General features: G+C 39.8%; 11 protein-coding genes. 10 read left to right on the top strand and 1 reads right to left on the bottom strand.

Annotated features, from left to right (window positions below; genetic code table 11):
* The first annotated feature begins 43 nt into the window (after window positions 1-43).
* From astA to L659_RS0120775, 3 genes are read left to right on the top strand one after another with little or no spacing between them, the layout of a single operon-like run.
* Window positions 44-1,078: an arginine N-succinyltransferase gene (gene astA, locus L659_RS0120785; protein WP_007580762.1), complete on the top strand. Its 1,035-nt coding sequence runs from the start codon at window positions 44-46 to the stop codon at window positions 1,076-1,078.
* 7 nt (window positions 1,079-1,085) lie between these two features.
* Window positions 1,086-2,552: a succinylglutamate-semialdehyde dehydrogenase gene (gene astD, locus L659_RS0120780; RefSeq protein WP_024591766.1), complete on the top strand. Its 1,467-nt coding sequence runs from the start codon at window positions 1,086-1,088 to the stop codon at window positions 2,550-2,552.
* Window positions 2,553-2,587: 35 nt separating this feature from the next.
* Window positions 2,588-3,391, top strand: coding sequence for a DUF1338 domain-containing protein (locus L659_RS0120775; RefSeq protein ID WP_024591765.1), 804 nt, complete (start codon window positions 2,588-2,590; stop codon window positions 3,389-3,391).
* A 71-nt stretch (window positions 3,392-3,462) separates the two neighbouring features.
* Here L659_RS0120775 and L659_RS0120770 read toward each other — a convergent pair whose 3' ends face one another.
* Window positions 3,463-4,743: a flavohemoglobin expression-modulating QEGLA motif protein gene (locus L659_RS0120770; protein WP_008169642.1), complete on the bottom strand. Its 1,281-nt coding sequence runs from the start codon at window positions 4,741-4,743 to the stop codon at window positions 3,463-3,465.
* A gap of 146 nt (window positions 4,744-4,889) precedes the next feature.
* Between L659_RS0120770 and L659_RS0120765 the strand changes: the two genes are divergently transcribed.
* From L659_RS0120765 to L659_RS0120735, 7 genes are all read left to right on the top strand, one after another.
* Window positions 4,890-5,147 carry a DUF3081 domain-containing protein gene (locus L659_RS0120765; protein ID WP_024591764.1) on the top strand — a complete coding sequence of 86 codons (258 nt, stop codon included), beginning with the start codon at window positions 4,890-4,892 and terminating at the stop codon, window positions 5,145-5,147.
* Window positions 5,147-5,452: a hypothetical protein gene (locus tag L659_RS0120760; protein WP_024591763.1), complete on the top strand. Its 306-nt coding sequence runs from the start codon at window positions 5,147-5,149 to the stop codon at window positions 5,450-5,452. The genes L659_RS0120765 and L659_RS0120760 overlap by 1 nt, the downstream gene beginning before the upstream one ends.
* A gap of 409 nt (window positions 5,453-5,861) precedes the next feature.
* Complete coding sequence (betI, locus tag L659_RS0120755) at window positions 5,862-6,437, top strand: transcriptional regulator BetI (RefSeq protein ID WP_010553010.1); 576 nt, start codon at window positions 5,862-5,864, stop codon at window positions 6,435-6,437.
* Between the two features lies 1 nt (window position 6,438).
* The gene (gene betB, locus L659_RS0120750; RefSeq protein ID WP_024591762.1) at window positions 6,439-7,902 is read left to right on the top strand and encodes a betaine-aldehyde dehydrogenase; all 1,464 of its coding nucleotides are present in this window, start codon (window positions 6,439-6,441) and stop codon (window positions 7,900-7,902) included.
* 11 nt (window positions 7,903-7,913) lie between these two features.
* Window positions 7,914-9,581, top strand: coding sequence for a choline dehydrogenase (betA, locus tag L659_RS0120745; RefSeq protein WP_024591761.1), 1,668 nt, complete (start codon window positions 7,914-7,916; stop codon window positions 9,579-9,581).
* 158 nt (window positions 9,582-9,739) lie between these two features.
* A complete protein-coding gene (locus L659_RS0120740) occupies window positions 9,740-10,957 on the top strand; it encodes a BCCT family transporter (RefSeq protein ID WP_024591760.1) in 1,218 nt (405 codons plus the stop codon).
* 9 nt (window positions 10,958-10,966) lie between these two features.
* Entirely contained in the window at window positions 10,967-11,668 is a 702-nt protein-coding gene (locus tag L659_RS0120735; RefSeq protein WP_024591759.1) for a TorF family putative porin, read from the top strand.
* Window positions 11,669-11,708: the final 40 nt, after the last annotated feature.

Below are 11,708 nucleotides of genomic sequence, written 5' to 3'. Positions count from 1 at the left end.
TAAATTAGCACGCCTACTGGCGTGCTATTGGAGCAAGCAATAAATGCAAGTATTACGTCCTATTACTGCCAATGATTTTGACGCGCTTAAACAAATAGCGATTGAGTCCGGTCATGGGTTCACCTCTTTACCTGTGGACGATGCACAGCTTAAAGAAAAAATTGAACGTGCTGAAAAAAGCTTTGCCAAAAACATTAACCAGCCACTTGATGAAAGCTATTTATTTGTTTTAGAGGACAGTGAAACAGGTGACGTTATTGGCACAACCGCTATAGAAGCCGCAGTAGGTTTATCGGTGCCTTTATATCATTATCATTTAGGTAAAACAGTACACCACTCGCCTACTTTAAATGTATATAACACCGTTGATATTTTAAGCATGTGTAACGACTACACAGGTTGCTCTGAAATATGCACATTATTTTTGCGCGAAAATAGCCGTAAAGGTTTAACAGGTCGATTTTTATCACGTTCACGCTTTTTGTTTATGGCTCAGCATAGCGAGCGTTTTGCCGATACTGTTATCGCAGAAATGCGCGGTGTTAGCGACGAAGACGGCCATTCTCCTTTTTGGCAATGGCTGCAAGAGCACTTTTTTAGTATTGAATTTCCAGAAGCGGATCACTTAGTTGGCTTAGGCGATAAGGTATTTATTAGCGAGTTAATGCCTAAATACCCTATTTATGTGAACTTGCTTAGCAAAAAAGCCCAAGCAGTTATTGGGCATGTGCATGAAAAAACAAAACCTGCGCTAAAATTATTAGAAAAAGAAGGTTTTGAGCACAGAGGCTACGTTGACTTATTTGACGCAGGCCCAACGGTTGAAGCAAAGCTTGGTAATATTCGCAGCATTCGCGACTCTCAAGTTTGCCCTATTACTATTGGTGAGCTTGATCACATATCACAAAATAGCTCTGATACGCTGGCTGTATGTAATCAAGGCGTAAGTGGCTTTAGAGCAACATTTACCAAAGACGCACATTACAATCATGCAAAACATACTCTCGTCATTAGCCAAGATGTGGCTAAAGCACTTAATTTAAGCCAAGGAGATGCAGCGCGATTTTTCCGCCTGTAAATAATTTATGAATACACACCTAATTAATAATCAGTGGCATGCAGGGCAAGGTCCAGCATTTGAGTCAATCAATCCAAGTAATGGCGATGTGGTATGGCAAGGTAATGGCGCAAACGCTGATCAAGTAGATTCAGCTATAAAAGCAGCCAGAGCAGCACAGGTACAATGGGCAGATAAGCCGCTTGAAGAGCGTATAGCCATTTTAGAAAACTTTGCCGCTCAATTAAAAGAACACAGTGAAGAATTTGCGACCATTATTGCACGCGAAACAGGTAAGCCATTATGGGAAACCCGCACCGAAGTGGGTGCAATGACAGGCAAAGTAGCTATATCTGTAAAAGCGTACCATGAGCGTACCGGTACAACCGAAAACCCAATGCCCGGTGCTAAAGCGCTTATTAGACACAAACCGCATGGCGTTGTGGCTATTTTTGGCCCGTATAACTTTCCGGGGCATTTACCAAACGGGCATATTGTTCCTGCAATTTTAGCAGGCAACACCGTAGTATTTAAGCCATCAGAACTAACACCGCACGTTGCAGAATTCACCCTCTCACTTTGGTTAAAAGCGGGCTTACCAGCAGGTGTTATTAACCTTGTGCAAGGTGAAATTGAAACAGGCAAAGCGCTTGCTTCTCATAAAGATATAGATGGATTGTTTTTTACCGGTAGCTCAAACACAGGTCACTTACTACATAAGCAATTTGCAGGGCACCCTGGCAAAATTTTAGCACTTGAAATGGGCGGTAATAATCCTCTTATTGTAAAAGACGTGAGTGATGTAAGCGCTGCTGTGCACGATATTATTCAATCAGGCTTTATTACCTCAGGTCAGCGCTGTACGTGTGCACGCCGCTTATTTATTGAAAAATCGCTCAATGGCGATGCTATTTTAGAAAAGCTAATAAGCGCGACTAAAAACATAGTTGTAGACGACAGTTTTGCTACAGAGCAGCCTTTTATGGGTGCAATGATAAGCGAAAAAGCAGCACTGGGTATGGTCGCTGCGCAAAGTGAATTAGTGTCAAAAGGCGCGCAAATCCTTGTTGAACTTAAGCAATTAAAATCAGGCACCGGTTTTGTAAGCCCAGGCATTATTGATGTAACAAACATTACCGACATGCCAGATGAAGAGCATTTTGGACCGCTTATTAAAGTGTATCGTTACAACGACTTTGACAGCGCAATTATTGAAGCTAACAACACAAGCTTTGGCTTATCTGCAGGTTTACTTAGCGACAGTGAAGATGATTACACTCACTTCTTAAAGCGCATTCGTGCAGGTATTGTTAACTGGAACCGCCCTATTACGGGTGCCTCTAGCGCGGCTCCATTTGGCGGCATAGGCGCCAGTGGTAATCACAGAGCAAGTGCCTATTATGCCGCCGATTATTGTGCATACCCTGTGGCATCTGTTGAGTCAGACAAAGTGAGCTTACCGCAAACCCTAGCGCCAGGCTTGATAATTGAATAAGTAATAAACCAAAATTTTAGATTTAAGGATTTAACATGCATACTGATGTAAACACATTATTTGAGAGCCTTTGGAAAAACTACTTAAACGTAACACCATCGGCAGATAAAATTCATGACCTTTTAGGGTCAACGCAAAAAGATGACATTATTAACGATCATATTGCGCTGCGTACATTTAATATTGAAAAAGTAGGTCTTGAAAAACTCGCTGCTCACTTTTTAGCTATTGGTTACAAAGAATGTGGTGAGTACCACTTTGAAGCTAAAAAACTTTACGCAAAGCACTACGAGCATAGCGATCCTAATCAGCCAAAAGTGTTTATCTCTGAGCTACTAGTAGAAAAATGCTCGCCTGAGTTACAAGCCATCGTAACCGACATGATTGACAAAATTGACGAAAGCGCAGTAACAGCAGAGAACTTTTTGTATTCAGGCACGCATTGGCAAGTAAGCACCGATACTTATAAGCAGCTGCTAGCTGAAAGCGAGTATGCAGCGTGGATGTCGGCGTGGGGTTACCGCGCCAATCACTTTACAGTAAATATTAATACGCTTGCTAAGTTTGATAACATTCATGATGTTAACCAAGCCCTAAAAGACGCCGGCTTTTCGCTTAATACGTCAGGCGGTGAAGTTAAAGGCTCACCAGAGGTGTTACTAGAGCAATCGTCAACACTTGCTGATGAATACTCTGTTACCTTTAGTGACGGTGATATGAGCATCCCTAGCTGTTTTTATGAGTTTGCTATTCGTTACCCTAAAGCCGACGGTGAGCTTTATACTGGTTTTGTTGCAGCCTCAGCTGACAAAATATTTGAAAGCACCAACGCTCGATAGCAAAACCTAAAGTACTTTATTTAAAAAGCCCGTTATGGGCTTTTTTTATGTAGGTAGGTTATGTTGATTAATTATAAAAATAACGGTTTATAATCGTTTTCTAACTTTTCAAACGATAAATCGCCAATAAAGCGGCCAAAGCTCAACCAAGTTGCCAAACCGCGTAAGTCTTTAAAGTGTGGTGGCACAAATTGTGGGCTCTCAATTACACCTAAATCATGAAGCTGCGATATTAATCTAAAATCATCTATCGATATTTTACCTACCAGTAATAAAGGGAGTCTATCTATTCGACCAAGCTGTATTGCAACGCGTATTAAGTTATAAACCAATACAAAGCCTTTAATGTAGGCAATATCTTTTGTAAAAGGCAAACCTGTTGGCGTACTGCCTCTAAATACACGCTGCGCGAGTGTGTAGCTGTCATCTTTTGATAAACCTTGCGCTACGTAATCACGGTAAATGTCTACAAACTCAGCGCCATCTATTACCTTTGTAACGGCCTGAATACGGTTAACTAATTTAGATAAGCGCCTTGGGGTCGATTTTAAAGTAATAATTTCGGTTAATACCGCTAGGCCTTCTTGGGTAATAGTAGAGCTAGGCGTGCCTTTACTCAAACATGTTAAATACGGCTGTGCTAAACCATTTTGAGTGGTACCTACGTGTATCCACCCTTCGTGAACTTCCAATATATCAAGTTCACGCTGAGAAAACTTAACATCTTGATTAAGCTTTATATTATTAGCACCTGCGGCTGCATCACTAACAATACCATCGCTAAGCATTACCTCTACATTTATGCCTGCCATACTGGCATTTACTTGCTCAGACAAAATACGCACAGCATCAACAGCATCAATATTTTTAGGGTCGTCAGGCAGTATGTCGGCTATAAGTAAATTTTGCAGCGGTTTATCTAGCATATTAGCTAGCTCAGAAAGTGAGGGCTCACCAGCATGGAATAAGTCTTTAGGGTGTCCAAATAACTCCACTGATAAGTCATGAAACTCTGGCGTTCCACGATACTCAAGCATACTTAATACCGTTTTATACTCGGTGCACATTTTTCCCATATATTGAGCAATCGGATTTAACTGCCCCAATTGGTTAATAATGTTACGGTGCAAAGTAGAAAATGCTTGGCGTAACTCGCTAGGTACAAAACCAAGGTCGCGCTGTTGATAATATGCACGATCGATGAGTGGGTTTTTTTGACATTTCTGTCTAAAAAACTCCTCTTTAGTTTGTTTATCCCAATTAATAGCATCGAGTATCCTAATTGGAGTTTGCAATGCAATTAATTGATCCGATAACTCACGAGTTTTTAGTAGTAACGCCTTGTCTATCATGCTCTAAGCTCAACAATAAATGAGTTTTGAGCATAATTTAAAAAAGCGAAATTACAAAGCAATATCACACTTTTTTAGCTATTGTTTTTAAGATGATCGACCCTCATATCTGTATCGTATGAGTTACTAAACGAAGGGCATAAAACATGAAAAACGAAATCGACAATAAACAGATTTTAGCCGTATATGAACGTATAATTCAAAAAGGTGAAATGACTAATGAAGGCAAGCATTATCAAGGTGTTACTGCTTATTCAGACGTAGATGGCTACACAGTATACCTACAAGGTAGCGGCGTTGAACTGCGCTTTGGTTTTCATAATACTTACCACCTTGACTACGAACATGAAAAGCATAAAGACGACTTTTTGAAAAAATTATATAACATTGCAAACGAGAGCTAATGCACCCACGAAAACGCAGACACCGCCCTACCAGTAAGCTCAATACTACTTTTATAAACCAAGTAGTAGAAGAGCTTAGAGCTGATCCAAGCAAAGTCTCAATTATTCAAGACAATTTAGAACAGTACCGTGCTCAAACTCATTTAAAGCGTGGTTTTTTACTGGCTATAGAGCGCTTTGATTGGGTTTTTGAAGCAAGCAAAGATATAGACTTTATTTGCCAGCAAATTTTAGCTGATGACTATATTGGCAATAGACTAAGACGTTACCCCCTACTTTTTAAAGGCGTTATTAATAATGCCTGACCTTTCAAAACCAAGCGCTTTAAAACGATAAAACTACAAAGTTTACTCTCTATATAAATTTATTAGAGCACTAAGCAATTGCAGGTTTAGTGCCCTTTTGTATTAAATTAATACCATTAGTACTCTAACTATTACTGCACTAATGATTATTGAACATTTTATTCATTTGTTGCTGTAAACAAATCATTACTATTATTTAATTTCAAAATAAAATTCACAAGCCTTTGTTTTAAATAAAATAAAACAAAGTAAAACCTTATCTTCTTTATCGCATTAGTTGCGCTTTTATTAATGATTAATCTACATTTTGGCATCTAGATATTTACTTCAGCCTTGAATTGTTAGAGCTATTACCTTAAGCTTATGTTTATTGAACGTTCAATTAATAAAAATTATGCCTAAAGTCGGAATGGAACCTGTCAGACGTCAGCAGCTAATTGACGCGACTATAGAGTCAGTTGCAACTAATGGACTACAAGGCACAACTATAAACAGCATTAGTAAAAATGCCGGTTTATCGTCAGGTATTATTAGTCATTATTTTGGTGGTAAGCAGGGGTTAATTGAAGCCACTGTTAGATACTTACTAACAAGCTTAAAACAAGGCTTAATAAGTAAAGTAAACAACCAAACGAATGCCATTGAACGTTTAATGATTATTATCGAAGCCAACTTTGCGCTTGTACAACAGCGTAATGATACAACCCGAACGTGGTTAAGTTTTTGGGCGCAATCGATGCATGATGAAGAATTACACAGACTACAAAACGTAAACAGTAAACGCTTGCAAAGTAATTTAGCATTTTCTTTTAAGCAATTAATGCCTATTGAGCAAGCAAAGCAAGCTGCAGAACTTAGCGCCGCAATGATCGATGGCCTATGGTTAAGAGCAGTACTGAGTAAATCAGACAATAATCAGTTTAAACACAGTGAAAAGTTAGCAAAAAGCTACGTACTTTCACTTATCAAGCAATATGGAGCCTAGCGTGACTACACCTGTCTATCAAAATTTTATTAACGGCCATTTTCTTGCAAACCAGAACGGCAAAACATTTGATGTAACAAACCCAGCAACGGGCGAGGTTATTTACGCAGTAGAAATTGCCGACGAATTTATTCAAAACGCAGCCATTGCCAGTGCAAAGCAAGGTTTTGCTCAGTGGTCAGCAATGACACCCATTGAACGTAGCCGCATTTTATTAAAAGCAGTGGCTATTTTACGCGAGCGCAACGATGAGCTAGCACTTGTAGAAGTACTCGACACCGGTAAACCAATGCAAGAAGCAAATTGTGTTGATATTGAAACCGGCGCTGATGTAATTGAATACTTTGCAGGCCTTGCGCCAGCACAAGTAGGCCAACAACAAATGGTTGGTGATGACTTTTACTACACACGTAAAGAGCCATTAGGTATTTGTGCGGGTATTGGTGCATGGAACTACCCACTACAAATTGCATGTTGGAAGTCGGGCCCTGCCCTTGCAGCTGGTAATGCATTTATATTTAAACCATCAGAAGAAACACCACTGGGCGCACTTAAACTCGCAGAAGTCTTTGTTGAAGCTGGCGTACCTGCAGGTGTATTTAATGTTGTTCAAGGCGCGGGCGATGTAGGCCAGTGGCTAACGCAGCATAGCGATATTGATAAAGTATCATTTACGGGTGAAGTAGGCACAGGTAAAAAAGTAGTAGCAAGTGCTGCCGGTACTTTAAAAGATGTCACGATGGAACTTGGTGGTAAATCTCCACTATTAGTATTTGATGATGCCAACATTGAGCAAGCGGTTAGTGCTGCTATGTTAGGTAACTTTTATACGCAAGGCGAAATTTGTACTAACTGTACACGTATTTACGTTCATAAAAATGTATATCAGCAGTTTATTGATGAGCTTAAAGCGCGCACTGAGAAAAACATTATTGCTGGCGACCCACAAGATTTAAATACTAACTTTGGCGCACTTATTTCTAAAAAGCACCAAGAACTAGTAATGAGCTACGTTAATAAAGGTATTGAAGAAGGTGCAACGCTATTAACCGGTGGTACAACGCTTTCACCTAAATCTGCACCAAATGGCTATTTTGTGGCACCGACTGTGTTTATTGATTGTAATGACGACATGACTATTGTTAAAGAAGAAATATTTGGCCCTGTAATGAGCGTGCTTGTTTTTGACGACGAAGACGATGTTATTGCACGCGCTAACGGGACTCACCTAGGCTTAGCCGCAGGCGTATTTACTAGCGATATTAAACGTGCGCACCGCGTTATTCATAAGTTACAAGCCGGTATTTGTTGGATTAATGCATACGGTAACTCACCTGCTGAAATGCCAGTTGGCGGTTATAAGCAATCGGGCATTGGCCGTGAAAATGGTATACAAACTCTTGATCAATACACGCAAACTAAGTCTATTTATGTTGGTATGGCCGACATAGAAAGCCCATTTTAAGGCGCCCTACTATGAGTAATCATTACGACTATATTATTGTTGGCGCGGGTTCGGCGGGTTGTGTTTTAGCAAACCGTTTATCTGAAGATTCAAGTAACCGCGTGTTACTACTTGAAACTGGCGGTAGCGATAAAAGTATTTTTATAAAAATGCCAACCGCGTTATCTATTCCTATGAATAGTGACAAATACGCATGGCAGTTTCATACGCAGCCTGAGCCTCATTTAGATAACCGTGAGATGCATTGTCCTCGAGGCAAAGTGTTAGGCGGCTCGTCATCTATTAATGGCATGGTATATGTACGTGGCCACGCAAAAGATTTTGACGAATGGCAGCAACACGGTGCAAACGGTTGGGATTACCAATCGTGTTTACCGTATTTTCAAAAAGCAGAAAGCTTTTACCTTGGTGAAAATACTTACCGTGGTGGCAAAGGCCCGCTTGGCGTTAATAACGGCAACGAAATGAAAAACCCGCTTTACCGCACCTTTATCAAAGCAGGTGTACAAGCCGGTTACGCTTCTACAGATGATTATAATGCGTCGCAGCAAGAGGGTTTTGGCCCAATGCACATGACCGTAAAAGACGGCGTGCGCAGCTCTGCTTCTCGTGAGTATTTAGACCCTGTTAAATCACGTAGTAATTTAACAATTATTACAGGTGCACTAGCACAACGCGTGATTTTAGATGGCAAAAAAGCCACTGGCATTGAATACAAAGTAAATGGCGACGTTAAAACTGCACATGCTGCAAAAGACGTTGTACTAAGTGCAGGGCCAATTGGCTCTCCACATATTTTACAACTCTCTGGTATTGGTGATACTCAAGTGCTTGAAAAAGCAGGCGTTGAAGTACAGCATCATTTACCAGGTGTTGGTCAAAACTTACAAGATCATCTTGAGTTTTACTTTCAATACAAGTGTAAGCAACCTATCACACTTAACGGCAAGCTAGGCATTGTATCAAAAGGTTTGATTGGCGCGCGCTGGTTATTAACGCGTTCGGGTTTAGGTGCAACGAATCATTTTGAATCGTGTGCGTTCATTCGCTCAAAACCAGGTGTTGAATGGCCAGACATTCAATATCACTTTTTACCAGCGGCTATGCGTTACGATGGTAGAAGTGCATTTGCAGGTCATGGTTTTCAGGTACATGTTGGTCATAACAAACCAAAAAGTCGCGGTAGTGTCACTATTGCTTCTGCGAACCCTGAGCAACCACCAACCATTTTATTTAATTACCTTGAACACCAAGACGATATTGAAGGCTTCAGAGCGTGCGTTCGCTTAACACGCGACATAATCGAACAAAGTGCCTTTGATGAATACCGCGATGAAGAAATTCAACCTGGTAAACATATTCAAACAGATGAAGAAATAGATGCCTTTGTACGCCAAGCCGTAGAAAGTGCCTACCACCCTTCTTGCTCATGCAAAATGGGTGAGGATGATATGGCCGTTGTTAACTCAAATACGCAAGTACATGGTATTGAAGGACTACGTGTTGTTGACTCATCTATATTCCCAACAGTTCCTAACGGAAACTTGAATGCGCCTACTATTATGGTTGCCGAAAAAGCAGCTGACATAATTTTAGGTAAAGAACCATTACAGAAATCGGATGTGAATGTTGCCATAACAACAAACTGGCATGAAACACAACGTAGTACGGAGATCTAACTTTAGCCACATGCTTAGGTTTGGTCTCGTCGGGCTAAACCAATGCGTGCCTTGCAGTGGCACACGATGTAAATAGGTTACGTTGTGTTAATGCGAGAATAAAACAATAAAATACGGAGTGCTTATGAATTATTTTTATTCATTACTGGAGGGTAACAATGACTATTTGGCTTAATGCTGGCATCATTTTTACTTTACTAGCGGTTATTATTATCTTACTTAAATGGGGTAATGTTCGCGTAGTAGGTGTAACACCGGTAAAAACGTTTACTTTTATCGCTATACTATTTACGTCAGGCCTTGATGTAGGTCTTATAATGTTTCCTTTAACTGAGTTTGCAGGTTATGCAGACATAAAAGCAAGCCCAGAATACGCGTTTGCAAATCCACTGGCTATTGAGTTTGGCTACTGGGGATTTTTGATCTGGGGATTTTACTTTCTTACGTGCTTTTATTTCTGTGTAATAGAACCTAAAGTGAAATTTTTCGAAATTCCTTGGGTTAAATTTATCAATAATGTTGTAATTATTGGTACATGCGCATTCACCGCTTATTTATTATTGAACAATTTATCTTGGTATTTACCTGGATTGGCTGATGATTCAAGTGTAGCTCCTGAGTTTTATCTAATCGTATTCGCTGCTATTTGTTTTGCTGTGTACTCGAGTACAGATATTAAATATGTTCGTATTTTAAGTATTTCTACTACGTGGCTGTTTTTAGCATTGATTGCCTTTATGTGGGTTGGCGCTTTTGCAATGGGCGACAATGAGATGTCAGCATTTACAGATAACCTAGGATCAATCGGAACGTATTTCGCTAATCTTAATGAATTTGTTTTACCACTTAATGACTATCATGAGTTTTATTTATTTTGGTGGTTTGCGTGGAGCATAATGATTGGTCAATTTACATCACGTTTTGTCGGGGGTCTTAAAACATACCAAGTACTTGGTGCAATGTTAATATTTCCTTCAATTCCAATTGCAATCTGGTTTAGCGTGCTATACCAATACCACGAAGCAGGCATTTCGACTCAGGGAATTAAAAACTTTGCGATGGTGTTTGTAGGTATTGTATTTGTAATTAACTCACTTGATTCGTTAGTGCGCTTATACACAGATAACCTAAACTTTACCGTAAAGCGTTTTGGCAAAATGAAATACATGATCGGAAATGTTGTTGCTCTATCACTACTTACGTTATTGTTTAAATTAGAATTTTTACAAATTCAATGGGTAGGCGCGTTAGTCATTGGTTTGTTCTTTGTTTGTGCCGCATTTATTGGCTATAACAAATTTAAAACAGTAACGAATATTGATAGTTCACCAAAAGAAAATAAAATTGATTACACAAAAATAGACACTGTACACTAGGGATAAACAATGAATAACAAACTAAAACAACTTGTAGTAGCACTACCATTTGCACTTTTATCAACAACCGCAGCTGCTGATTGGTCAACAACAATCACAGCAGCCTCTGATTATACATTTAACGATGTGAGCCAAACTGATAGCGATCCTGCTATTCAAGGCAGTTTAGACTATGCTTTTGATAGCGGTGTATACGCAGGCGTATGGGCTTCAAATGTTGATTTTGGTGATGACACTGATTTTGAACTTGATGCTTATGTAGGTAAGTATGTGCAGCTTAATGAGCAATTGAGCGTTGACTACGGTATTGCTTATTACACTTATCAAGGTAATAACAGCGATGGTAACTACGCTGAAGCTTACACTAAGTTTGGTTATGCAAGTGAATACGGCCAAACTGAGCTTAACTTTTGGTACAGCTGGGATTATTTTGGTCAAGGTGGAGGCCATGTAATCTCAATGATTGCACACACCTATGAGCTGGCTCCAAATCATGCACTACGTGCAAGCTTTGATATTTCAAACTCGCTTGATGGACAAAAATGGGCGTGGGACGTAAACGAGAAAAAATCATACAATCATTACCGTTTAGCATATCAAACTAGTTATGAAGGGTTTGGTATTGAAGTGGCCGCTGAAAACACAAGCTTAGATTACGATTATGCTGATGAGCGTATCGTACTTGCCGTTTCTCGCACATTTGATCTTTAATACAATAATTACTGATTAAACAAAAAATGCCACTCTATTT

It is taken from the genome of Pseudoalteromonas sp. S8-8 (assembly GCF_000497875.1).
Classification (GTDB): Bacteria; Pseudomonadota; Gammaproteobacteria; order Enterobacterales; family Alteromonadaceae; genus Pseudoalteromonas; species Pseudoalteromonas arctica.
This window is presented reverse-complemented; position numbering and strand designations above follow the sequence as displayed.

Excerpts from the sequence above, each read along its gene's own strand:
- astD (WP_024591766.1), top strand. The coding sequence starts at position 1,086 with ATGAATACACACCTAATTAATAATCAGTGGCATGCAGGGCAAGGTCCA.
- L659_RS0120770 (WP_008169642.1), bottom strand. The coding sequence starts at position 4,743 with ATGATAGACAAGGCGTTACTACTAAAAACTCGTGAGTTATCGGATCAA.
- L659_RS0120760 (WP_024591763.1), top strand. The coding sequence starts at position 5,147 with ATGCACCCACGAAAACGCAGACACCGCCCTACCAGTAAGCTCAATACT.
- L659_RS0120740 (WP_024591760.1), top strand. The coding sequence starts at position 9,740 with ATGACTATTTGGCTTAATGCTGGCATCATTTTTACTTTACTAGCGGTT.
- astA (WP_007580762.1), top strand. The coding sequence starts at position 44 with ATGCAAGTATTACGTCCTATTACTGCCAATGATTTTGACGCGCTTAAA.
- betI (WP_010553010.1), top strand. The coding sequence starts at position 5,862 with ATGGAACCTGTCAGACGTCAGCAGCTAATTGACGCGACTATAGAGTCA.
- L659_RS0120765 (WP_024591764.1), top strand. The coding sequence starts at position 4,890 with ATGAAAAACGAAATCGACAATAAACAGATTTTAGCCGTATATGAACGT.
- L659_RS0120735 (WP_024591759.1), top strand. The coding sequence starts at position 10,967 with ATGAATAACAAACTAAAACAACTTGTAGTAGCACTACCATTTGCACTT.
- L659_RS0120775 (WP_024591765.1), top strand. The coding sequence starts at position 2,588 with ATGCATACTGATGTAAACACATTATTTGAGAGCCTTTGGAAAAACTAC.
- betA (WP_024591761.1), top strand. The coding sequence starts at position 7,914 with ATGAGTAATCATTACGACTATATTATTGTTGGCGCGGGTTCGGCGGGT.